A 21,032-nucleotide genomic window follows, 5' to 3' on the forward strand; every position below is an offset into this window, starting at 1 on the left:
TGAGCGCACCCGTCGGCACAGGTCGGTGCGGTTGTCGGTTGAAGGGCCTTGCCATGTGAACAGTCCCGATATATCGTTGAAGCATCGCGACTGATCGACGATGGAATGGAGTGATTGCGATGCGTTCCCATGGATTCGAGCGTGGACACGGTGGTGCCGGTCGTCAGGGCCGAGGTGGCTTCGAGAGCCTGCGTGGCGCCTTCGGGCCTTTCGGTCCGGGCGGCCCCGGTGGCCCCGGCTTCGGTGGTCCGGGGTTCGGCCCCGGGCCCTGGGGGCCGAGGGGGCGGGGTGGACCCAGGGGGAGGGCGCGGCGCGGCGACGTGCGCGCCTCGATCCTGGCCCTGCTCAAGGACCGGCCCATGCACGGTTACGAGATGATCCAGGAGATCGCCGAGCGCAGCGGCGGGGCGTGGAAGCCCAGCCCCGGCTCGGTGTACCCCACCCTCCAGATGCTGGAGGACGAGGGGCTGATCGCCAGTGAGAGCGAGGGCGGCAAGAAGCTGTTCGCGCTCACCGAGGCCGGCCGCGCCGCGGCCGACGAGGGGCCCGACGCGCCCTGGGAGGAAGCCTCCCGCGGCATCGATTTCGAGGCGCTGGGTGAGATCCGGCAGGCCGGGTTCGGTCTGATGGAGGCCTTCGGTCAGGTCTGGAAGACCGGCAACAAGGAACAGCGCGACAAGGCGGTGGCCGTCATCAACGAGGCCCGCAAGAAGCTGTACCTGATCCTCGCAGACGAGGACTGACAGCCGTACGGCGATCGACAGGCGCCCCGTGGAGCGATCCGCGGGGCGCCCTCGTGTGTGCCGCGCTCACTCCACCAGCCCGGCCAGCTTCCGCAGCGACTCGTTCAGGGCCGCGGTCCCCGAGTCCTTCAGCTTGCCCGCCATCAAGGAGACGGCGGCGCCCGTGAACTCACCGTCGATGCGGACGGCCGTGGCGTCGCCGTCGGGGGTCAGGGTGTAGCGCGTGGCGACGCTCACCGCCATCGGGCCCTTGCCCCGGATGGCCAACAGCCGGGCCGGCTCCACCTGGTCGACGGTCCACTCGACCTCGGCGGGGAAACCCATCAGCTTCATGTTCTCCTGGAAGGTCCCGCCCACTTCGAGAACCGTCGGGCCACCCTTGGGGAAGCTGGTGTGGGTCGCGTTCCACTCCCCGTACGAGGACCAGTCCGTGAGCTGTGCCCAGACCTTCTCCGCGGGTGCCTGGACGCGTGCCTCCGCGCTGATTTCCGCCATGCGGCCACCTCTTCGTGTCGGGCTGTGGTGTCGCGGAAAGTAGCCGCAGGGACCGCAACATTCAATACTGATGAACCGTCAGGAAGTGCGCACCGTCCTGGGCGGCCCGGCTGTCCAGGCGACCCTGCGTCCGGGCCGGCCCGCCTCAGCCGACCTCCCGTATCACCGCCGCGTCGAAGAGGTCCCACGCGCGCGGGAACGCGCTCTCGTCGTGGCAGTGCCAGGCCTCCCAGAACAGGTCGGCGAGCAGTGCGTCCTCCGGGCCGTACACCCGGTACACGTACTGCTTGCCGTCCACGGCCGGCAGCGTCACCAGCCAGCTCCTGCTCTCCACGCCTGTGTGGGACGAGTGGCGTCGCACCGCGGTTGCGCAAGGGGCGCACGGCGAGGCGGTGCGCGCCCACCAGGACAGAACGGCTTGATCTCCTCCCTGAGGAGGAGATTCCTGCTCCCGGGGTCCGCTCAGCGTGGGACCCGAAGATGCTTCCCCTCGGGGATGACTCGATTCGGTGGGGCTGATGGGGTGGGACACGTGCACCCCCGAATCCCCCGGCAGTCGGCCCGCGAACAGGGCGGCCCGCCGGCCGTCGGCCCGGACGGCGATGCCAGGCTCAGCGCGCAACTGGCAGCGGTGGTGTCCGGTGCCCGCAGACGCGCGCTCCGTGACGGTGACCGGCAGATCGACACGGCACATCTGCTGCACTCGCTGCTGGACGCCGACGCCGAGGCGTACGCCGTTTTCGAGGGTGAAACCCAGTTGCCCCGGCTGCTCGGCTATCTCGTGCAGCGCAGCATCGGCTACGGACTGCGCTGGCAGGGCACCGTGGAGGACTCCGTCCCCGTCCCCGTCGTGACGGCGGCCGATGGCTTCTCGCCGCTCGCCGCGGGCGCGATGGCGTACGCCCATGCCCGGGCCGGGCACCGCGACGACGGACCCTCCCGGGGGATCGACCTGCTCGCGGCGATCCTGGCGGACCCCGGGTCCCGGGCCGTGGAAGTGCTGACCCGCGCCGGTATCGATGCCCGGGACGTGCGCGCGCGGATCGAGGACCGTCGGCCGGGAGGCCTCCGGAGCGGACCGCAGCACCCTGCTCCCTGAGGCGGGGCGCGCGGCGGGGGCGGGTCCAGCCGCTGAGACAGGAGTCAACAGGGGTGACGCTCATGTCGTCCCCTGTCATCATGGGTCGGTGTTTACGTCTGAGAGCAGCAGTGCCGGTGGCGGCAAGGGCGTCGGACTCGGTCTGGCGCTGGTGTCCGCGCTCGCCTTCGGTGGTTCCGGGGTCGCGGCCAAACCGTTGATCGAGGCAGGGCTCGACCCGCTCGACGTGGTGTGGCTGCGGGTGGCGGGCGCGGCCCTGCTGATGCTGCCGCTAGCCGTACGCCATCGCGCGCTGGTGCGCCGTCGGCCCGCGCTGCTCGCCGGGTTCGGCCTGCTGGGCGTGGCCGGTGTGCAGGCCTGTTACTTCGCCTCGATCTCCCGCATCCCGGTCGGTGTGGCCCTGCTCGTCGAGTACCTCGCGCCCGCGCTGGTGCTCGGCTGGGTGCGGTTCGTGCAGCGGCGGCCGGTGACCCGCGCGGCCGCGCTCGGCGTGGTCCTCGCGGTCGGCGGCCTCGCCTGTGTCGTCGAGGTCTGGACAGGTCTGGGTTTCGACGCCCTCGGGCTGCTCCTCGCGCTCGGTGCCGCCTGCTGCCAGGTCGGCTACTTCGTCCTGTCCGACCAGGGCAGCGGCTCCGCCGACGCCCCTGACCCGCTCGGCGTGATCGCGTACGGCCTCCTCGTCGGCGCCGTTGTGCTGACCGTCGTGGCCCGCCCGTGGGCCATGGACTTCTCCGTCCTCACGGGCCGGGCCGACATGGACGGCACCCCGGTCGCGGCGGGGCTGCTGCTCGGGTGGATCGTGCTCGTGGCCACCGTTCTCGCCTACGTCACGGGCGTGGTCTCGGTGCGCAGGCTCTCACCGGCGATCGCCGGGGTCGTGGCCTGCCTCGAAGCGGTCGTCGCGACGGTCCTTGCCTGGGTGCTGCTCGGCGAACACCTCTCGGCACCGCAGATCGTGGGCGGCGCGGTGGTCCTCCTGGGCGCCTTCATCGCCCAGTCCTCGGCCCCGGCCAAGGGCTCCGCTGAGCCGATCGCGACCGGCGGCGGCGAGAGCCGGCTCGCCGCCCGGAAGACCTCTGCCTGAGCGCTCCGCGGGATGTGCCGGCTCCGTCGCCGAAAAGCAGCGGACCTCACCCGGCCGTCCTGGACTAGGCTCCGCGCCATGCATACGCGCACTCTCATCGTTTCTCCGCCGGCCGCCTGAGGCGGGCCTTCCGGACATCACGCCCGGCATGTCGCCGGGCGTGACGGTGCTGCCCGCAGACGAAGTCCGCGGACCCCGCCATCGAGCGGGTGTCCCCTTCCGAACTCCGCGCTTCGGCGCGTCTGCGGAGAGAACACGTGTTGCATGCTTCTTCAGGCCTGCCCATCGGGCGAGGTCTCGTCTACCTGATCATCGCCGGTACCACCTGGGGCACCGCGGGAGCGGTCGCCTCTCTGGTCTACCGCACCAGTGACCTGGGCCCGTTGGCCCTGTCCTTCTGGCGCTGCGCGGCCGGGCTCGTGGTCCTGCTCGGCGTCCGTGCCCTACGGCCACACGCGCGTACGGCCGTCTCGGAGTCGGCGGGCCGCAGGGCACTGCGCGTCGGCGCCTCGGGCCTGGCGCTCGCGGTGTTCCAGACCGCGTACTTCGCCTCCGTACGGTCCACCGGCCTCGCCGTGGCCACCGTCGTCACCCTCGGCGCCGGACCCGTCCTCATCGCACTCGGGGCACGCCTGGCCCTGGGGGAGCGGCTGGGGCGGAGCGGAGTCGTCGCCGTCGTGGGCGCACTCGCCGGACTCGGCGTGCTGATGCTCGGCGGCGCGGAGGCGTCCGTACGGCTCCAGGGTGTGCTCCTCGGACTGCTCTCGGCGGCCGGCTGCTGTGTGATGACCCTGATCACGCGCGCCGCCCGGGCCGGGTCCTCCGGCACGTCCCTCGGGGTGTTCGCGGTCACCAGCGTCTGTCTGCTGCCCTTCGCGTGGGCCGAGGGACTCGTCCCGCACACCGCCCAACCCGCCCTGCTCGTCGTCCTGTTGGCCTACCTCGCTACATTTCCCACGGCTCTCGCCTACGCCCTCTACTTCGCGGCGGCAGCGGTCGTCCGCTCCACCACCGTCTCCGTGATCATGCTGCTCGAACCGGTGAGCGCGGCGGTCCTGGCCGTCGTGCTGTTCGGCGAACACCTCACCGCGACCACCCTCGTCGGCACCCTGCTGATGCTGGGCGCGGTCGCCGGGCTCGCCGTGACGGAGGCACGCGTACTCGCATGACGAGCGGCGGGGCCCTTCTGCGGGAAGGGCCCCGCCGTTCAGGCGCGCTGTCGCCGCAGGAGATGCTCACGCGCCGCCGCGTCCCCAGGAGCGCCCCGGCCGGCCAGCTCTCCCACGATCCGGTCCTGCACCTCCACGGTCCGCTTGCCCGCGTATTTGAACTTCGCCCGCACGCCGGTCACTTCGAGCCGCAGCCCGCGGATCCCCGACAGCGACCTCCCGAACGGCGCCTCACCGGCCGCCGCCTCCGAGGTGCCGCCCTCCGGCTGGAAGTGGCCGACCTGGCGGTTGAGCAGTGCGGCCTTGCCGGCCGGATCGTCCACCAGATGGGCGCGGCAACGGAGTTGGACGGCCGCGTAGAAACTCGTGGGCACGCCGTGCTCGGGAGAGGTGTCCGGTTCGGCCTGCCAGGGGCCGGGGACGAAGGCGTAGTCGTCGACCACGCTCAGCACCACCTCCGGGTTCGCCTCCAGTGCGTCCCAGAGCGGGTTTGGCCGGGCGAGATGTGTGAGGGCCTCGCCCCGCTCCGGGTCGTAGGCGAAGTGCAGCGGCTGGACGAACGGCGGCTCGCCCGCCGGGCCGTTGACGACGAGTTGCCCGAAGTCGTGGACGGCCAGCCACCGTTGCCACTCGGCGTCGTCGCGGGCCGCGTCCCAGGGATGGATCAGCATCACAGGCTCGCCAGGTAGCCGGGGACCTCGGTGCCGGCGGCCAGCCCGCCGTCGGCGACCGGGGTGCCGTAACCCTTGCGCAGCGGGACCACACCGGCCCAGTGGGGGAGGGTGAGGTCCTCGGGCTCGTCGTTCACCCCGCCGGTGCGCAGCTTGGCGGAGACCTCGTCGAGGTCGAGGCGGATGACGGCGGTGGCGGCGAGTTCCTTCTTGTTGGCCGGCCGCGAGTCGGCCGCGCGCCCCGGGACCACATGGTCGACCAGCGCGTCGAGGGCGAGGCGCTTCTCCTCGGGGTCCGTGACGTCGTACGCGAGTCCGTGCACCACCACGGACCGGTAGTTGATCGAGTGGTGGAAGGCCGAGCGGGCCAGGATCAGCGCGTCGACACGGGTGACGGTGAGACACACCGGCAGCCCGGGGTCGGCCGTGCCCGTCATCCGCAGCGGGCGTGAACCGGTCGAGCCGTGGACGTAGAGCCGCTCGCCGACCCGGCCGTAGAGCGTGGGGAGCACCACCGGGGCACCGTCCCGGACGAAACCGAGGTGGCAGACGTAGCCCTCGTCGAGTATCGAGTGCACCAGTTCCCTGTCGTACGAGGCCCGTTGGGGGGAGCGCGTCGGGACGGTGCGGTCGGTCGGCGCGTAGGCGGTCGGCTCCGGCGTGGTCGCGGTGGTCCCCTGCATTGCGGTCTCCATTGCACTAGTGCATAGTAGGCTTTGTGCTAGAAGGATATCGGATCGAAGGTCGGCGCGCAGCGGAGATTGCGGCGAGCGTCGAACGTGCGGTGGGTGCCGGAGAGCTGGAGCCAGGGCAACTGCTCCCGCCGATGCGGGAGTTGGCGGCCGATCTGGGCGTGAATCCCAACACGGTCGCGGCCGCGTACCGCACCCTGCGCGAGCGCGGGGTCATCGAGACCGCCGGGCGGAGAGGCAGCCGGGTGCGGTCGAAGCCGGCGACCACGGGACGCGAGTACATCCGGGTGGAGGTCCCGGACGGGGTGCGGAACGTGGCGAACGGCAACCCGGACCCGGCGCTGCTCCCCCCGCTGGCCCCCGCGTTCGCCGCGGCCGCCGAGCAGGGCGACCGGGAACCCGTCCTGTACGGGGAGTCGACGGTGGACCCGGACCTGGCGCGCCTCGCCCGCAGGGCACTGGACGCGGACGGCGTTCCCGAGGGCCCCCTCACCCTGGCCTCCGGCTCCCTCGACGTGATCGAGCGAGTCCTGGCGGCCCACCTCAGACCGGGCGACACCGTCGCCGTGGAGGACCCCGGCTGGGGCAGCCTCCTCGACCTGGTCCCGGCGCTGGGCCTGCGCATGGTCCGGGTGGGCGTGGACGAGGAGGGCCCGCTGGTGGACGACGTGCGCCGCGCCCTGACGGCCGGCGCGCGAGCCCTGATCGTCACCGACCGCGCCCAGAACCCGACCGGGGCCTCGGTGACGGCCACGCGCGCGCATGCCCTGCGCGCCGTGCTCGGGGAGCACCCGGACACCCTTCTGATCGAGGACGACCACGGCCACGGCATCGTGGACCTCCCCCTGCACCCGCTGGCCGGCGTCACCCGCCACTGGGCCTTCGTCCGCTCGGTCGCCAAGGCCTACGGCCCCGACCTGCGCCTGGCGGTCCTCACCGGTGACGAGGTCACGGTGGACCGGGTCCAGGGCCGCCACCGCCTGGGCCCCGGCTGGGTCAGCCTCGTCACCCAGCGGGCGGTGGCGCACCTGTGGGCCGAGGGCACACCGGACACGGCGAAGGTGGCGGCGGCGTACCGCAGGCGCCGCGATCAGCTGATCGGCGCGCTGGCGGAGCGTGGGGTCGAGGCCCACGGCCGCAGCGGCCTCAACGTGTGGATCCCGGTCCCGGACGAGACCGGAGCGGTGGCCCGCCTGCTCCACGCGGGCTGGGCGGTGGCCCCGGGTGCCCGCTTCAGGATGGGCGCCCCGCAGGGGATCAGGGTGACCGTGGCGACTCTCACGGCCGAAGAGGCCGTAGCCCTGGCGGACGCCGTCGCAGGGGCATTGGGGCCGGCGCCGACCAGGAACCATGTGTAGGGAGAGGGCGGGCGAACCTGATCAGGGGCGCGGGGCCGCCTCGATGTGCGGCTCCGTGGCGTGAGCGCGACCGGTCCCGTCGGGCCCGCGACCACCGGCCGTCCGCGCCCCGCTGTGCCCGGCGCCCCGCCGCAGCTGTGTCAGCGCCGCCCCCGCGAGAACGACCACCGCCCCCACCGGCGTCGACCAGCTCAACGACTCACCCAGCACGGCGACCCCCGCCCCCGTGGCGATCACCGGAATGAAGTAGGTGACCATCTGTGCGGTCGTCGGCCCGACCTCCGCCACCAGGCCGTACTGGATCAGCAGGGCCACTCCCGTCCCCAGCGCACCCAGAGTCGCGACGGCCAGCAGGGGCAGCACGTCGACATGGGTCGGTATCCCGCTGAACAGCACGGTGACGAGCGTCAGTTGGGCCGTGGCCAACAGCAACTGCGCCCCCGTCAGGGAGATGTGGGAGTGACCCGCACCCGCGAGAGTCCGGCGGACGTAGATCCACCCGATCGGATAGCTGAGCGAGGCCAGCAGAGCCATCACCGTCCCCCTGCCGTCCAGGCCGCTGAACCCCTGCCACGCGCCGAGAACCGTCAGCACCCCCAGGAACCCGAGCCCGAGTCCCGCGACCCGCACGCGCGTGGGCCGGTCCTCGGACAGGGCGACCAGGGACAACGCCATCCCCCACAACGGTGAGGTCGCATTGCAGATCCCCGCCAGCGTGGACGGAATGGTCAACTCCGCGTAGGCGAAGAGGGAGAACGGGAGCGCGTTCAACAAGAACGCCGCGACTGCCAGGCGGCCCCAGATGCGCAGCCCGCGCGGGAGCCGTTCCCGCCTCACCGCCATCGCCGCCGCGAGCACCACCGTCCCGAACAGCAGCCGCCCGAGCGTGACCTGGAACGGCGCGTACCCCTGCGTGCCCACCTTGATCAGCAGGAAGCTGAACCCCCAGATCAGCGAGAGCGCGCCGAAGCGCAGACGCCAGTCCAGGGCGGGGCGGCGGACAGCCCGGACCGGGGCTTCGGTGACGGTCGCAGTGGTCATGCCGACCACGATCCGGTACGTGATCTCGTAGCACAAGCGAGTTTTCGAGCGATGTATGTCGTAGAGTTGCTTACATGTTGAACCTGGAGCGCCTGCGCACCCTCGACGCCCTCGCCCGGCACGGCTCGGTCAGCGGTGCCGCCGAGGGGATGCACATCACGACGTCGGCCGTCTCGCAGCAGATGTCCAAGCTGGAGCGGGAGGTCGGCCAGCAGCTCCTCGCCAAGAACGGCCGGGGGGTGCGGCTCACCGACGCGGGCCGCCTGCTGGCCGAGCACGCGGCCCGCATCCTGTCCCAGGTCGAGCTGGCCCAGTCCGACCTGGAAGCCCAACGCGGTCAGGTGGTGGGGGAGTTGCGTCTGTCCGCGTTCCCGACGGCCGCGCGCGGGCTGTTCCCGGCCGCCCTGGCAGGGCTGCGCGCCCAGCATCCGGGGCTGCGGATCAGCTCGCGCGAGATGGAGCCCGAGGCCGCGCTCCTCGCCGTGCTCCGCGGCGACCACGATCTCGCGGTCGTCCTGGACTGGTACAACAAGCCGCTGCCCATGCCCGACGGGCTGGTGAAGGCCTCGATCGTCGACGACACGGCCGACGTGGCGATGCCCGAGACCCACCGCCACGCGCACCGGAGCGAGGTCGACCTGGAGGACTTCGCCGACGACGACTGGGTCACCTGGGGTGAGAACGAGTTCTGCCACGAGTGGCTGATGGACACCCTGCGCTCCAAGGGTGTCGAACCCCGCGTCGCGCACCGCGCGGAGGAGCATCCGACCCAACTCGCCCTGGTCGCCGCAGGGCTGGGGGTGTGTGTGGCGCCCCGGCTGGGGCGGGGACCGCTCCCGGACGGCGTGCGGGCCGTGCCCGTACGGCAGCCGGTCAGCCGGCACATCTACGCCGTGTGGCGCGCCGACGCCGACCGCCGCCCGTCGATCCGGGCGGCGGTGCAGGCGCTCAAGTCGGCGGCGGAGAAGGCCGCCTGAGCCCGGCCGTCCGGGTCAGGCCGAGCCCAGCTTGCGGAAGTCCCAGGAGACGATCTTCTCGGGGGTCAGCCGTATCCAGGCGTGCCGGCCGTCGTGCGGCATCTCCTCCAGGCGGAAGTTCTTGCGGGCGAACAGGGTCTCGGGAGCGTCGAGTTCGGCGTACAGCTCACCGGTGCGCGGAGCCTCGCCCACGAAGTCCACGGCCCCGGACAGCTCCACGCCCTGCAGGTCGTCGTACTCCTCACCGGTGTCGACCACGATCGCGACCCGCGGGTCGCGGCGCAGGTCCGTCCAGCGCTTGCTGCGCACGACGGAGTACAGCCATATCGAGGCGCCGTCCCAGGCGAACCACAGCGTGCTCACATGCGGGGCACCGTCGGCGGAGACGGTGGCGACCCGGCACGTGCGCTGGCTGGTCAGGAACTCGTCCAGCTCGCCCGGCGTCATCATGATCTTCCGGCCTCGGCGCTGAGTGACGGTCATTCATCCCCCTCTTTGTCTCACGTCGTGTCAGAGGAGATCCTCTGACATCACGTCAGAAAAGAATGGGTGGTCTTCCGTCCCCACGCAATGGTGGCTACTGTCACCGGCTCCGGGCCGCCGGCGACGAGGAGACACCATGCCGTCGTACGAACAACTCGGCGAGCTCCTCGCTCCCGGAAGCACCGTCCTGCTCACCGTCGAATGCCAGCAGGGCGTCGTCGGACCGGACAGCGCCCTGCCCGAACTCGCCCGCGAGGCACGGGACTCGGGCGCCCTCGCCAACATCGCGCGGCTGGTGGCCGCCGCCCACGAGAGCGGGGTCCAGGTCATCCACGCGATCGCCGAACGCCGCCCGGACGGGCGCGGCGCCAACCGCAACGCCCGCCTCTTCCGCGCCGCCGAGCGCCTGCCCGTCCAGCAGCTGACCGGAACCGCGGCGGTGCGGCCGGCCGCCCCGATCGAGGTCGCCGAGGACGACCTTGTCGTACGGCGACTCCATGGGCTGTCCCCGATCCAGGGCACCGAGGTGGACGCGCTGCTGCGCAACCTGGGCTGCCGCACGCTGGTCGTGACCGGGGTCTCGGCCAACGTGGCGATCCCCAACGCCGTCTTCGACGCCGTGAACCGCGGCTACACCGTCGTCGTGCCCGGCGACGCCATCGCGGGGGTGCCCTCCGACTACACCCCCGCCATGGTCCGTCACACCCTCGCGCTGGTCGCCACGGTCGCGACCACCGACGAGGTGCTGGCCGGCTTCGAGCGGGCCCGGCGCACCCGGGTCACGCCAGCGTGATCGAGTCCCCGCTCACCTTGATCTGTTCGGCCGGCAGCGCCTGGGTTGCGGGACCCTTCTTGACGCTGCCGTCCACGACCGAGAACTCGCTGTTGTGGCACGGACAGTGGATGACGCCGTCGGCCACACTGCCCACCGCGCAGCCCGCGTGCGTGCACTTGGACGAGAACGCCTTGTAGGTGCCCGCCGTCGGCTGGGTGACCACGACACCCTGGTCCTTGAAGATCGTCCCACCGCCCTCGGGGATGTCGGAGGTCTTCGCCAGGACGGTGCCGCCGGAGCCGCTGCCGGAGCTGGAACTCGAACCTCCGCCGCTCGCGTTCGCACCCGCCTGGGTGCTGGACGAGGAGTCGGACGAGTCGTCACCCGACCCGCACGCGGTCAGCGCGACGGCGAGTCCCGCCGCGCCCACCGCCGCCACGACGGTACGGCGAGCAGGAGCCGGAACAGGATGGGGCAGTTCGCTGGTCATGCTGACATTCCTTCCAACGCGGACGTGGTGCAGCTGTCCAGGGGTACGGTCGTCCGACACGGGTTGTTCAGACGATGTCGAGATCTAAACGTGTTCGAGATCAGAGCCGTGTAAGCCAGAGCTGTCGCTTCGCTGTCGGTCCCCGGTGCGGCCAGTAACCTGGGGCGATGCTCAAGGAAGCCATCGTGACCCGCTACGTCACGCCCCTGCGTGAGGGCGGCTCGCTGCCGGGGCTCGTCGAGGCCGACGACCACGGGACGTACGTCCTGAAGTTCACCGGTGCGGGACAGGGCCGCAAGACGCTGGTCGCCGAGGTGGTGGCCGGGGAACTCGCGCGGCGGCTCGGCTTGCGGGTACCACGGCTCGTGACGCTCGACCTCGACCCGGACCTGGGGCTCGGCGAACCGGACGAGCGGGTGCAGGAACTGCTCAAGTCCAGCGGCGGCACCAACCTCGGCATGGACTTCCTCTCCGGAGCCCTCGGCTTCGACCCGCTGGCGTTCTCGGTCGGCGCCCGGGAGGCCGGGCGGATCGTCTGGTTCGACGCGCTGGTCAACAACGTCGACCGCTCCTGGCGCAACCCCAACCTGCTGCGATGGCAGGGCGAGGTGTGGCTCATCGACCACGGCGCGACCATGATCTGGCAGCACAACTGGCCCGGTGCGGAGAAGTCCGCCGCGCGTCCCTACGACGCCTCGGACCACGTCCTGCGCCCGTTCGCCCCGGATGTCGCCGCGGCCGCCGCCGAACTGGCCCCGCAGGTCACCGAGGACCTGCTCGCCGAGGTCACCGCGGAGATCCCGGACGTCTGGCTGGCCGACGAACCAGGCTTCGGGTCGCCGGACGAACTCCGGCGAACCTACGCGCGCCCCCTGCTCGCACGCGCGAGCGTCGTCCACGAGCGGATCGAGGGGATCCAGTGACCGAGCGCCACATCATCAGGGGCGGTCGCACCGACGACCGCGAGGTCTTCGAGTACGCCCTGCTGAGGGTCGTGCCCCGCGTCGAACGCGGCGAGTGCATCAACGCCGGAGTACTCGTGTACTGCCGCGCCAAGGCCTACGTCGGGGTGCGCACCCATCTCGACGAGGCCCGGCTGCGGGCACTGGACCCGGACGCCGACGTGGCCGGTGTCCGGGCCGCCCTGCAGGCCGTCGAAGGGGTCTGCGCCGGGGGTGAGAGGGCGGGGTCCGCCGCCCCCGACGACGCCGGACGGCGCTTCCGCTGGCTGATCGCGCCCCGCTCCACCGTCGTTCAGCCGGGCCCCGTGCACACCGGGCTCACCATCGATCCGGGCGCCGAACCGGAGCGCCTGCTCGACCTGTTGGTGAGGTAATGGATCACACCCGGCCCGGGTGACGTTGACACCGCGTGCCATGGCTTCTAGCGTCACGTCTGGCGAAGGTACTAAGCGGTCGCTCACCAACCGTTCCCTACCTTCACAGGGCGATTTCCCAGGGCGATTTCTCAAGGGCGAGGAGAACCAGAATGTCCAGCACAGAGCAGCGCGTAGCGGTCGTCACCGGTGCCGCGCGCGGCATCGGCGCCGCCACCGCCGTACGACTGGCGGCCGAGGGCCGCGCGGTCGCCGTGATCGACCTCGACGAGGCCGCCTGCAAGGACACCGTGGAGAAGATCACCGCGGCCGGCGGCCGGGCGATCGCGGTCGGTGCGGACGTCTCGGACGAGACCCAGGTGCAGGCCGCCATCGCGCGCGTGGTCGACGAACTCGGCGCGCCGACCATCCTCGTCAACAACGCGGGCGTGCTCCGCGACAACCTGCTGTTCAAGATGAGCGTGTCCGACTGGGACACCGTCCTGAACGTGCACCTGCGCGGCTCGTTCCTGATGTCCAAGGCCATCCAGAAGCACATGGTCGACGCGGGCTTCGGCCGCATCGTCAACCTGTCCTCCTCGTCCGCGCTGGGCAACCGGGGCCAGGCCAACTACTCCGCCGCCAAGGCCGGTCTGCAGGGCTTCACCAAGACCCTCGCCATCGAGCTCGGCAAGTTCGGCATCACCGCCAACGCCGTCGCCCCCGGCTTCATCGCCACCGACATGACCGCCGCCACCGCCGCACGCGTCGGCATGGGCTTCGAGGACTTCAAGGCCGCGGCCGCCACCCAGATCCCGGTCGCGCGCGTGGGTGAGCCCGACGACATCGCCAACGCCATCGCCTTCTTCACGGGCGAGGCTGCCGGATTCGTCTCGGGCCAGGTGCTGTACGTCGCCGGCGGACCGCTCGACTAGGAAACGGGACCATGACTTCGCAACTCCCCGAACTCTCGGGCAAGGTCGCACTCATCACGGGCGCCAGCCGCGGTATCGGCTACGGCGTCGCCGAGGCGTTCGTCGCACGCGGTGACCGGGTGGTCATCACCGGCCGCACCGAGGACAGCCTCAAGGAGGCCGTCGAGCGGCTCGGCGCCGAGCGTGCCGTCTACGTCGCCGGCAAGGCGCACGACGAGGCCCACCAGGCCACCGCCGTCGAACGCGCCATGGAGGCCTTCGGCCGCGTCGACTACCTGGTCAACAACGCCGGTACCAACCCGGTGTTCGGGCCGATCGCCGACCTCGACCTCAACGTGGCGCGCAAGGTCTTCGAGACCAACGTGATCTCCGCGCTCGGCTTTGCCCAGAGGACCTGGCACGCCTGGCAGAAGGACAACGGCGGCGCGATCGTCAACATCGCCTCCGTCGCGGGCATCGCTCCCTCGCCCTTCATCGCCGCGTACGGCGTCAGCAAGGCGGCGATGATCAACCTCACCCAGCAGCTCGCGCACGAGTTCGCGCCGGGGGTGCGGGTCAACGCGATCGCCCCGGCCGTGGTGAAGACCAAGTTCGCCTCGGCCCTGTACGAGGGGCGCGAGGCCGAGGCCGCCGCGTCCTACCCGCTGGCCCGCCTCGGCGTGCCCTCCGACATCGGCGGCGCCGCGGCCTTCCTCACCTCGACGCAGTCCGACTGGGTCACCGGCCAGACGCTCGTCGTCGACGGCGGGATCTTCCTCAACGCCGGCGTGGGCTGACCCTCCACGCCTCGGCACGGGCGTCCGTTGACAGTGACGGCGCCCGTGTCGACGTACAAAACGCCCCATAAGCGGCAGATAGCCGCATAGTGGGCGTGACGATCCAGGCACCCGTGACGGAAAGGTTGAGCGGGCCCGGCGCTGCGGTATGTTTTGCCGACTCTCGGCACGGCATTCGAGGAGTAGCGCGTGTACATGCGTAACCGATACCTGCCGCCGCTCGCGGCACTCGTGTCCATATCCACGGTGGCCGGATGCGGCGTGTTCTCCTCCGGCTCCTCCGACGACGACAAGGCGATCGTCGTGGGAACCACCAGTGCCCCGGCGACGCTGGACCCCGCGGCCTCCTGGGACAACTCCTGGGAGCTGTTCCGCAACGTCTACCAGACGCTCCTGAACTACAGCCCCGGTGGATCCGACCCCGAACCCGACGCCGCCGAGAAGTGCGAGTTCACGGACGCGTCGAGCACCGAGTACAGCTGCACGCTGCGCGAGGGGCTGAAGTTCTCCAACGGGCACACGCTGGACGCCAAGGCCGTCAAGTACTCGTTCGACCGGATCAAGAAGATCAACGTCAACGGCGGTCCCGCGGGGCTGCTCGGCACGCTCTCCCGGGTGCAGACGAGGGGCGACCGCGAGGTCGTCTTCCATCTCAGCCAGCCCGACGCCACCTTCCCCCTGGTGCTCACCACGCCGGCCATGTCGATCGTGGACCCCGAGGAGTACTCCGCGAACGCGATCCGCAAGGACGGGAAGGTCAGCGGCTCGGGCCCCTACAGCCTCGACTCCTACCAGGAGGGCAAGAAGGCCGAGCTCGTCCGCAACGACGACTACAAGGGCATAGCGGACCTCAAGAACGACGCCGTCACCATCCGCTACTTCCAGCAGTCCGACGAGATGGTCAAGGCCCTCAAGAACAAGGAGATCTCGGTCGTGTACCGCGGTCTCGGCGCCTCCGACACCGTGGACATCGAGGTCAACCAGCAGAAGGAGGGGCTCCAGCTGGTGGAGAACCCCACCACGGAGATCAGTTACCTGGTGTTCAACCCGAGCGACCCGTGGTCCGCGAAGCCCGCGGTCCGCAAGGCCGTCGCCCAGATCGTGGACCGCCCGGCGCTCGTGCACTACGTGTACAAGGACACCGTCGAGCCCCTGTACTCGATGGTCCCGGCCGGACTCACCGGCCACACCACGGGCTTCTTCGACGACTTCGGCGACCCCAGCGTGTCCAAGGCCAAACGGCTCCTCACGACAGCGGGAATCACCGAGCGCGTCCCGCTGACCCTCTGGTACACCAGCGACCGCTACGGCTCGACGACCAAGCCGGCCTTCCAGGAGCTGAAGCGGCAGCTGGAGGCCTCCGGTCTCTTCACGATCACCCTCAAGAGCCGCCCGTGGAAGACCTACGTCGAGGGCTACCAGAAGGGCGAGTACCCGGTGTTCGGGCGCGGCTGGTTCCCCGACTTCCACGACGCCGACAACTTCATCGCGCCCTTCGTGGGCCAGCAGAACGCCCTCGGCACCCCCTACGAGGCCCCCGAGATCACCCGCAGGCTGCTGCCGGAGTCGCGCGCCGAGAGCGACCGCGGAGCCGTGGGCCCGGAGATCGAGGACGCCCAGCAGATCTTCGTCGACGACGCGCGGCTGGTGCCGCTGTGGCAGGGCAAGCAGTACGTGGCCGCGAACGAGGAGATCGCCGGCCTCGAGAAGGTCATCGACCCGGCGACCATGATGACGATGTGGGAGCTGTACTGGAAGACCAGCTGGTAGGTCCCCGGCCCGGCCCTCACGGCACGGACTGTCAGTGGTCGCCTGTAGGTTCTGAAGCCTGAAGTGACCGCACATCGTGAGGACGTTGACGTGACCGACATCGCCATGCTGCCCGAGTCCTGGCGCGGGGTTCTGGGTGACGAGCTCCAGCAGCCGTACTTCAAGGAGCTGACGGAGTTCGTCGAGGACGAGCGGGCGAAGGGTCCCGTCTACCCGCCGCGCGAGGAGGTCTTCGCCGCCCTCGACGCGACACCGTACGACCGGGTGAAGGTCCTGATCCTCGGTCAGGACCCGTACCACGGCGAGGGCCAGGGCCACGGGCTGTGCTTCTCGGTCCGCCCGGGTGTGAAGACCCCGCCCTCCCTCCGGAACATCTACAAGGAGATGAAGGAGGAGCTGGGCCTGGAGATCCCGGACAACGGCTACCTGATGCCGTGGGCCCAGCAGGGTGTCCTGCTGCTCAACGCGGTGCTCACGGTCCGCTCCGGTGAGGCCAACTCCCACAAGGGCAAGGGCTGGGAGAAGTTCACCGACGCGGTGATCCGCGCGGTGGCCGAGCGCCCCGACCCGGCGGTCTTCGTCCTGTGGGGCAACTACGCGCAGAAGAAGCTCCCCCTGATCGACGAGACCCGGCACGTCGTGGTCAAGGGCGCGCACCCCTCCCCGTTGTCGGCGAAGAAGTTCTTCGGCTCCCGCCCGTTCACACAGATCGACGAGGCGGTCGCCCGACAGGGCCACGAGGCGATCGACTGGACGATCCCGAACCTCGGCTGACCCCTCCACCGGGCCGGTGCCGCACGGACCCGGCCCGGTCCCGCCTGACCGGGTTTGCCGGTGGCGGCGGCTAGCGTCGACGGGGACAAGCGACGGCAGCCGACACAGGGCCTGGAGGAAGCGGTGACGGAGCGACAGGAGCAGGCGGCGCCGGATGCCGTGATGACGCGGATCGGGCAGGTCGTCATGCTGTGTCACGCGGGGGACCGCGAGGAGGCCCGGCACCGCTACCTGGAACTGTGGGCCGAGATCGGACAGGACGGCGACCCCCTGCACCGCTGCACCCTGGCGCACTACATGGCCGACGCCCAGGACGACCCCTGCGACGAACTCGCCTGGGACCTGCGGGCGTTGACGGCCGCCGAAGAACTCTCCGACGACCGACTCACCCGGCACGAGGGCGCGCTCGCCGTGCGTGCCCTGTACCCCTCGTTGCATCTGAACCTGGCCGCCGACTACGTGCGGCTCGGTCGCACCGAGGCGGCCCGCACCCATGTGCGCCGGGCCCGCCGAGCGGCCCACGTCCTCGGGGAGGACAGCTACAGCGACGGGGTACGGGCCGCGATCAGCAGACTGGAACTGCGGCTTGGCGAACAGGGATCCGGTGACGACGGAGGGTGGGGGCCGCCGCGACAGCGGCCCTGACCCGGCCGGTGCCTCAACGACCGTACGTCTGGTCGCAGATGGCCGACTCCGGACTGCCCTCCCGCCAACGGCCGTACTTCTTGCCCAGTGCGCAGACGTCCTGCGCGTTCCTGGGGACCGACTTGGGAATCGTCGTGGCCACGTCCGGGATCTCGACGCGTGGTTGCCGGGGGCGCCGCGGCTCGGGGCGTGCCGGATGCGCCTGGTGTCCCGGGTGTTCGGGACGCGCGTGCGCCGGCTGTCCGTGCCGCGGCTGAGCGGGGGCGGCCGCGGCCCCCGGGGCCGTACCGCGCGGTGCGGTACCGTCCGGGTCCGACGAGCGGGACGGGTCGATCATGGACAGGGCCTCCTGGGCGGGGGCCTGCACGATCTGCGGCTCCGCGCGACCGTCCGGACGGGTGTCCCCGGGTCCCGGAAGCCGGGAGGGCGCCGTGCTCTGCGGCGGTCCGGACACCGGAGGCCGCTGGATCGTCACACAGCCGGTGAGGGCGGAGACAGCCACGGTGACCAGGAGCGTTGCGGTAGTCGTGGTTCGATGCACCCGCGCCACTCTGCTGCTTGGGGCGACCTCGGCGACAGCGGACGAGCGGAGGTTGCCCCGCACGGGTGATCTCCGTCCCCATACGGCGTGCTCGTGCCTCCCGGTGCTGACGCCTAGTCGCCCGTGACGCCGTCGATGCGCTCGCGGATCAGGTCGGCGTGGCCGTTGTGGCGGGCGTACTCCTCGATCATGTGGGTGTAGAGCCAGCGCAGGTTGAACCGCTCACCGGTCCTGCGGTGCTTGCCCACGGTGATGTCGTCCATGCCGAAGCGGGCGGTGTTCTGCCGGCTCTCCTCGATCTCGGCCTGCCAGGTGTCGTAGGCCTCCTGCCAGGTGTCGGCCTCCGTGAGGCGGAACTCGCCGTCCGGGTCGGCCTCGCTGTAGTAGATCGGCCCCGCGTCCTCGTCCGTCAGGACCCGGCGGAACCAGCTGCGCTCCACCTCCGCCATGTGCCGCACCAGGCCCATCAGGGAGAGCGTGGAGGGTTCCACCGCGGCGGCCCTGAGCTGGGCGTCGGTCAGGCCCTCGCACTTCAGGGCGAGGGTCTGCCGGTGATAGTCCAGCCAGCCCTCCAGCATGCTGCGTTCGTCGGCGGTGGTCGCGGGTTCGGTGCGCTGAGTGGTCATGACCTCATCCTTTCCCGGTTCACGCCCGGCCACCATCGGTTTCCGGGGCGGCCGGCGACCATGCTCCCAGGCGACCCTGCTCACGCCCACGGCAGCGGCCGTATGCTTCCGGCAAGGCCCCGGCAGACAACCTGGAGGAGTCCACGTGAAGGTCGGCTGCATCGGACTCGGTGACATCGCGCAGAAGGCGTATCTGCCGGTGCTCGGCGGTCGGCCCGGCGTCGAACTGCATGTGCAGACGCGGACACCGGCGACACTGACCCGGGTCGCCGACGGCCTGCACCTGCCCGAGGGACAACGGCACCGGGATCTCGACTCGCTGCTCGCCCAGGACCTCGACGCCGCCTTCGTGCACGCGCCGACGAACGTGCACCCCGACATCGTCGAGCGGCTGCTGGACGCGGGCGTCCCGACCTACGTCGACAAGCCGCTCGCCTACGAACTCGCCGACTCCGCGAGGCTGGTGGCGCTCGCCGAGGAGCGTGGCGTGTCGCTCGCCGTCGGGTTCAACCGCCGTTTCGCGCCCGGGTACGCGCAGTGCGCCGAGCACCCGCGCGAGCTGATCCTCATGCAGAAGAACCGGATCGGGCTCCCCGAGGAGCCGCGCGCGATGATCCTCGACGACTTCATCCACGTCGTCGACACCCTGCGGTTCCTGGTGCCCGGTCCGGTCGACGACGTGACCGTGCGCGCCCGCGTCGAGGAAGGGCTGCTGCACCATGTCGTCCTCCAGCTCGCCGGGGACGGCTTCACCGCGCTCGGTGTGATGAACCGGCTCAGCGGCTCGGCCGAGGAGATCCTGGAGGTGTCCGGACAGGACACCAAGCGGCAGGTGCTCAACCTCGCCGAGGTGATCGACCACAAGGGCCAGCCGACCGTACGGCGGCGCGGTGACTGGGTGCCGGTGGCCCGGCAGCGCGGCATCGAGCAGGCGGTGCTCGCCTTCCTCGACGCCGTGCGCGCGGGAAAGGTGCTCAGCGCCCGGGACGCGCTGGCGACCCATGAGCTGTGCGAGCGGGTGGTGCGAGCGGTTCAGGAGCGGTCCGCCTGAGCCGTAGCACACGCAGGCCGTCCACGGCACACCACGCCACGAGGATGAGCAGCGCCGCGTGCAGCGCCCAGTCACCGAAGCGGACGTACAGGGTCGTCCCGGTCGCCAGCGGTACGTCGTACACGCGCGCGGTGCTGGAGTCGGTGCCGACCCACTGTCCGACGCGCTGCCCGCTCGCGTCGTAGACGGCGGAGACGCCGGTCAGGGTCGCGTGCGCCATCGGGCGGCCCGACTCGGCGGCGCGCAGGGCGGCGAGCGAGGCGTGCTGCTCGGGGGCCCAGCTCTGCTGGAAGGACGAGGTCGCCGACTGGGCGATCAGCAACTGGGCGCCGTCCTCGGTGAGATGACGGCTCATGTCGGGGAACGCCGACTCGAAGCACACCATCGGGCCGACCTTCAGCCCGTGCCCGACGTCCATCACGACCTGCTCGGAACCGTGCCTGCGGTTCTCACCCGCGGCCTTGCCGACCGAGGTGGCCCAGCCGAGCAGTGAGCGGGCCGGGATGTACTCACCGAAGGGGACAAGCCGCATCTTGTCGTAGCGGTCGCCGGTGGGTCCGCCCGGGCCGACGAGCACCGAACTCTTGTAGATGCCGGGCTTGTCGGAGCGGCGGGCGTCCACGTTGACGAGGATGTCGGCGCCGGTCTCCTCGGAGAGCGCCGTGATCCGCTTCGCCAGGTCGGGCCGGTGGTCGAGGTCGAAGCCGACACTGCTCTCGCCCCAGACGATCAGGTCGACGTCCTGCCCGGCGAGGTCGCGGGTCAGCTGCTCCTCGCGCGCGAAGCGTTTGTCGGGGCCGTCGATGACGCCGGGCTGGACGACCGCGATCCGGGTCGTCCCCCCGGAGTCGGGGCGCGGCGACCACATCCAGGCCGCCGAGGTCACGGCGGCGGTCGCGACCAGGCCCGCCAGTGCGGGGACCCGGGACTCACGGACCGTCACCAGTACGGCGAGCGCGACGTTCACGGCCACCAGAAGGAAGCTGATCAGCCACACCCCGCCGACCGAGGCCAGCCGCAGTGCCGGTTCGACCTCCCACTGGCTGGAGCCGAGCACGCCCCAGGGGCCGCCGAGCCCCTGCCAGGAGCGGACGAGTTCGATGCCGAGCCAGCCCGACGGCAGCACGGCAAGCGCCGCCGCGATCCGGCCGCGCGAGGGCGTCCCGGCCAGGAAGTGCCGTACCAGCGCGCCCCACGGCGCCCACAGCGCGCCGAGCAGGGCGCCGATGACGAAGATGAACACGCTCAGGCTCGGCAGCAGCCAGTGGTGCATCCCCACCATGAACCCGAAGCCCCCGGCCCAGCCGTCGTAGGCCGCCCGTTTCGCCGTGGGCGCCGAGCGGATCAGCGCGATCCACGGGACGAGGGCGACGTAGGCGAACCACCACAGGGACGGTGCCGGGAACGCGAGCAGGGGCAGGGCGCCCGCCAGTGCGGCGACGGTCGAGCGCCGCCACGGGGAGGCAAGCCAGTGGCCGATCGTGTTCATACGACGCCTCCTACCCCGTGAGTGTCACCGGTG

The 21,032-nt window shown here is 71.1% G+C and carries 25 protein-coding genes; 15 read left to right on the top strand and 10 right to left on the bottom strand.

All coding sequences use genetic code 11. From position 1 onward, the window contains the following. Positions 1-119: 119 nt before the first annotated feature. Entirely contained in the window at positions 120-743 is a 624-nt protein-coding gene (locus ACZ48Z_RS27105; protein WP_468738488.1) for a PadR family transcriptional regulator, read from the top strand. A 66-nt stretch (positions 744-809) separates the two neighbouring features. Here the strand turns inward: ACZ48Z_RS27105 and ACZ48Z_RS27110 are convergent, their stop codons facing one another. Together ACZ48Z_RS27110 and ACZ48Z_RS27115 are read right to left on the bottom strand one after the other, a co-directional pair. Next, positions 810-1,238, bottom strand: a complete 429-nt coding sequence (locus ACZ48Z_RS27110; protein WP_468738489.1) for a type II toxin-antitoxin system Rv0910 family toxin — start codon at positions 1,236-1,238, stop codon at positions 810-812. Positions 1,239-1,383: 145 nt separating this feature from the next. Continuing rightward, on the bottom strand, positions 1,384-1,572 hold the full coding sequence (locus ACZ48Z_RS27115; protein WP_468738667.1) for a hypothetical protein: 189 nt from the start codon (positions 1,570-1,572) through the stop codon (positions 1,384-1,386). A gap of 198 nt (positions 1,573-1,770) precedes the next feature. Between ACZ48Z_RS27115 and ACZ48Z_RS27120 the strand changes: the two genes are divergently transcribed. The 3 genes from ACZ48Z_RS27120 (at position 1,771) to ACZ48Z_RS27130 (ending at position 4,590) form a co-directional block, all read left to right on the top strand. Then, positions 1,771-2,337 carry a Clp protease N-terminal domain-containing protein gene (locus ACZ48Z_RS27120; protein WP_468738490.1) on the top strand — a complete coding sequence of 189 codons (567 nt, stop codon included), beginning with the start codon at positions 1,771-1,773 and terminating at the stop codon, positions 2,335-2,337. 88 nt (positions 2,338-2,425) lie between these two features. Continuing rightward, complete coding sequence (locus ACZ48Z_RS27125; protein WP_468738491.1) at positions 2,426-3,421, top strand: EamA family transporter; 996 nt, start codon at positions 2,426-2,428, stop codon at positions 3,419-3,421. Between the two features lie 257 nt (positions 3,422-3,678). Then, entirely contained in the window at positions 3,679-4,590 is a 912-nt protein-coding gene (locus ACZ48Z_RS27130; protein ID WP_468738492.1) for a DMT family transporter, read from the top strand. Positions 4,591-4,628: 38 nt separating this feature from the next. Here ACZ48Z_RS27130 and ACZ48Z_RS27135 read toward each other — a convergent pair whose 3' ends face one another. Together ACZ48Z_RS27135 and ACZ48Z_RS27140 are read right to left on the bottom strand one after the other, a co-directional pair. Further along, positions 4,629-5,261: an FMN-binding negative transcriptional regulator gene (locus tag ACZ48Z_RS27135; RefSeq protein ID WP_468738493.1), complete on the bottom strand. Its 633-nt coding sequence runs from the start codon at positions 5,259-5,261 to the stop codon at positions 4,629-4,631. Further along, positions 5,261-5,944 carry a pyridoxamine 5'-phosphate oxidase family protein gene (locus ACZ48Z_RS27140; protein ID WP_468738494.1) on the bottom strand — a complete coding sequence of 228 codons (684 nt, stop codon included), beginning with the start codon at positions 5,942-5,944 and terminating at the stop codon, positions 5,261-5,263. Before ACZ48Z_RS27140 ends, ACZ48Z_RS27135 begins: the two co-directional genes overlap by 1 nt. A 35-nt stretch (positions 5,945-5,979) precedes the next feature. Between ACZ48Z_RS27140 and ACZ48Z_RS27145 the strand changes: the two genes are divergently transcribed. Continuing rightward, positions 5,980-7,311 (top strand): aminotransferase class I/II-fold pyridoxal phosphate-dependent enzyme, encoded by a 1,332-nt coding sequence (locus ACZ48Z_RS27145; protein ID WP_468738495.1) that lies wholly within the window; start codon positions 5,980-5,982, stop codon positions 7,309-7,311. 21 nt (positions 7,312-7,332) lie between these two features. Here ACZ48Z_RS27145 and ACZ48Z_RS27150 read toward each other — a convergent pair whose 3' ends face one another. Then, positions 7,333-8,352: a DMT family transporter gene (locus tag ACZ48Z_RS27150; protein WP_468738496.1), complete on the bottom strand. Its 1,020-nt coding sequence runs from the start codon at positions 8,350-8,352 to the stop codon at positions 7,333-7,335. Between the two features lie 74 nt (positions 8,353-8,426). On the opposite strand from ACZ48Z_RS27150, the gene ACZ48Z_RS27155 reads away from it, so the two are divergent. After that, complete coding sequence (locus ACZ48Z_RS27155) at positions 8,427-9,329, top strand: LysR family transcriptional regulator (protein WP_468738497.1); 903 nt, start codon at positions 8,427-8,429, stop codon at positions 9,327-9,329. 15 nt (positions 9,330-9,344) lie between these two features. On the opposite strand, the gene ACZ48Z_RS27160 is transcribed toward ACZ48Z_RS27155, so the two are convergent. Then, positions 9,345-9,812, bottom strand: a complete 468-nt coding sequence (locus ACZ48Z_RS27160; protein WP_468738498.1) for a pyridoxamine 5'-phosphate oxidase family protein — start codon at positions 9,810-9,812, stop codon at positions 9,345-9,347. A 136-nt stretch (positions 9,813-9,948) separates the two neighbouring features. Here ACZ48Z_RS27160 and ACZ48Z_RS27165 point away from each other — a divergent pair, with 136 nt between their 5' ends. Then, positions 9,949-10,605, top strand: a complete 657-nt coding sequence (locus ACZ48Z_RS27165) for a cysteine hydrolase family protein (protein ID WP_468738499.1) — start codon at positions 9,949-9,951, stop codon at positions 10,603-10,605. Here the strand turns inward: ACZ48Z_RS27165 and ACZ48Z_RS27170 are convergent. Continuing rightward, on the bottom strand, positions 10,592-11,077 hold the full coding sequence (locus ACZ48Z_RS27170; RefSeq protein ID WP_468738500.1) for a Rieske (2Fe-2S) protein: 486 nt from the start codon (positions 11,075-11,077) through the stop codon (positions 10,592-10,594). The genes ACZ48Z_RS27165 and ACZ48Z_RS27170 overlap by 14 nt on opposite strands. 167 nt (positions 11,078-11,244) lie before the next feature. Here ACZ48Z_RS27170 and ACZ48Z_RS27175 point away from each other — a divergent pair, with 167 nt between their 5' ends. From ACZ48Z_RS27175 to ACZ48Z_RS27205, 7 genes are all read left to right on the top strand, one after another. Beyond that, positions 11,245-12,000, top strand: a complete 756-nt coding sequence (locus tag ACZ48Z_RS27175; RefSeq protein ID WP_468738501.1) for a HipA family kinase — start codon at positions 11,245-11,247, stop codon at positions 11,998-12,000. Next, positions 11,997-12,413 carry a DUF3037 domain-containing protein gene (locus ACZ48Z_RS27180; protein WP_468738502.1) on the top strand — a complete coding sequence of 139 codons (417 nt, stop codon included), beginning with the start codon at positions 11,997-11,999 and terminating at the stop codon, positions 12,411-12,413. Before ACZ48Z_RS27175 ends, ACZ48Z_RS27180 begins: the two co-directional genes overlap by 4 nt. Positions 12,414-12,565: 152 nt before the next feature. After that, on the top strand, positions 12,566-13,327 hold the full coding sequence (gene fabG, locus ACZ48Z_RS27185) for a 3-oxoacyl-ACP reductase FabG (RefSeq protein WP_468738503.1): 762 nt from the start codon (positions 12,566-12,568) through the stop codon (positions 13,325-13,327). Positions 13,328-13,338: 11 nt separating this feature from the next. Beyond that, complete coding sequence (locus ACZ48Z_RS27190) at positions 13,339-14,103, top strand: SDR family oxidoreductase (RefSeq protein ID WP_468738504.1); 765 nt, start codon at positions 13,339-13,341, stop codon at positions 14,101-14,103. Positions 14,104-14,292: 189 nt separating this feature from the next. After that, positions 14,293-15,873 (top strand): ABC transporter substrate-binding protein, encoded by a 1,581-nt coding sequence (locus ACZ48Z_RS27195; protein ID WP_468738505.1) that lies wholly within the window; start codon positions 14,293-14,295, stop codon positions 15,871-15,873. A gap of 90 nt (positions 15,874-15,963) precedes the next feature. After that, positions 15,964-16,647, top strand: coding sequence for a uracil-DNA glycosylase (gene ung, locus ACZ48Z_RS27200; protein ID WP_468738506.1), 684 nt, complete (start codon positions 15,964-15,966; stop codon positions 16,645-16,647). Positions 16,648-16,770: 123 nt separating this feature from the next. Continuing rightward, positions 16,771-17,292 (top strand): hypothetical protein, encoded by a 522-nt coding sequence (locus ACZ48Z_RS27205; RefSeq protein WP_468738507.1) that lies wholly within the window; start codon positions 16,771-16,773, stop codon positions 17,290-17,292. A 13-nt stretch (positions 17,293-17,305) separates the two neighbouring features. On the opposite strand, the gene ACZ48Z_RS27210 is transcribed toward ACZ48Z_RS27205, so the two are convergent. Next, a complete protein-coding gene (locus tag ACZ48Z_RS27210) occupies positions 17,306-17,833 on the bottom strand; it encodes a hypothetical protein (protein WP_468738508.1) in 528 nt (175 codons plus the stop codon). A gap of 113 nt (positions 17,834-17,946) precedes the next feature. Continuing rightward, positions 17,947-18,459, bottom strand: a complete 513-nt coding sequence (locus ACZ48Z_RS27215; protein ID WP_468738509.1) for a DinB family protein — start codon at positions 18,457-18,459, stop codon at positions 17,947-17,949. A gap of 145 nt (positions 18,460-18,604) precedes the next feature. On the opposite strand from ACZ48Z_RS27215, the gene ACZ48Z_RS27220 reads away from it, so the two are divergent. Further along, complete coding sequence (locus ACZ48Z_RS27220) at positions 18,605-19,510, top strand: Gfo/Idh/MocA family protein (RefSeq protein WP_468738510.1); 906 nt, start codon at positions 18,605-18,607, stop codon at positions 19,508-19,510. Here the strand turns inward: ACZ48Z_RS27220 and lnt are convergent. Continuing rightward, positions 19,434-20,999 (bottom strand): apolipoprotein N-acyltransferase, encoded by a 1,566-nt coding sequence (gene lnt / locus ACZ48Z_RS27225; RefSeq protein ID WP_468738511.1) that lies wholly within the window; start codon positions 20,997-20,999, stop codon positions 19,434-19,436. The genes ACZ48Z_RS27220 and lnt overlap by 77 nt on opposite strands. Positions 21,000-21,032: the final 33 nt, after the last annotated feature.

This window comes from Streptomyces sp. NPDC031225 (genome assembly GCF_055570355.1).

Coding starts and splice junctions, on each gene's coding strand:
- ACZ48Z_RS27165 (WP_468738499.1), top strand. CDS start 9,949: ATGCCGTCGTACGAACAACTCGGCGAGCTCCTCGCTCCCGGAAGCACC.
- ACZ48Z_RS27135 (WP_468738493.1), bottom strand. CDS start 5,261: ATGCTGATCCATCCCTGGGACGCGGCCCGCGACGACGCCGAGTGGCAA.
- ACZ48Z_RS27160 (WP_468738498.1), bottom strand. CDS start 9,812: ATGACCGTCACTCAGCGCCGAGGCCGGAAGATCATGATGACGCCGGGC.
- ACZ48Z_RS27155 (WP_468738497.1), top strand. CDS start 8,427: ATGTTGAACCTGGAGCGCCTGCGCACCCTCGACGCCCTCGCCCGGCAC.
- ACZ48Z_RS27170 (WP_468738500.1), bottom strand. CDS start 11,077: ATGACCAGCGAACTGCCCCATCCTGTTCCGGCTCCTGCTCGCCGTACC.
- fabG (WP_468738503.1), top strand. CDS start 12,566: ATGTCCAGCACAGAGCAGCGCGTAGCGGTCGTCACCGGTGCCGCGCGC.
- ACZ48Z_RS27140 (WP_468738494.1), bottom strand. CDS start 5,944: ATGCAGGGGACCACCGCGACCACGCCGGAGCCGACCGCCTACGCGCCG.
- ACZ48Z_RS27105 (WP_468738488.1), top strand. CDS start 120: ATGCGTTCCCATGGATTCGAGCGTGGACACGGTGGTGCCGGTCGTCAG.
- ACZ48Z_RS27150 (WP_468738496.1), bottom strand. CDS start 8,352: ATGACCACTGCGACCGTCACCGAAGCCCCGGTCCGGGCTGTCCGCCGC.
- lnt (WP_468738511.1), bottom strand. CDS start 20,999: ATGAACACGATCGGCCACTGGCTTGCCTCCCCGTGGCGGCGCTCGACC.
- ACZ48Z_RS27215 (WP_468738509.1), bottom strand. CDS start 18,459: ATGACCACTCAGCGCACCGAACCCGCGACCACCGCCGACGAACGCAGC.
- ACZ48Z_RS27175 (WP_468738501.1), top strand. CDS start 11,245: ATGCTCAAGGAAGCCATCGTGACCCGCTACGTCACGCCCCTGCGTGAG.
- ACZ48Z_RS27110 (WP_468738489.1), bottom strand. CDS start 1,238: ATGGCGGAAATCAGCGCGGAGGCACGCGTCCAGGCACCCGCGGAGAAG.
- ACZ48Z_RS27190 (WP_468738504.1), top strand. CDS start 13,339: ATGACTTCGCAACTCCCCGAACTCTCGGGCAAGGTCGCACTCATCACG.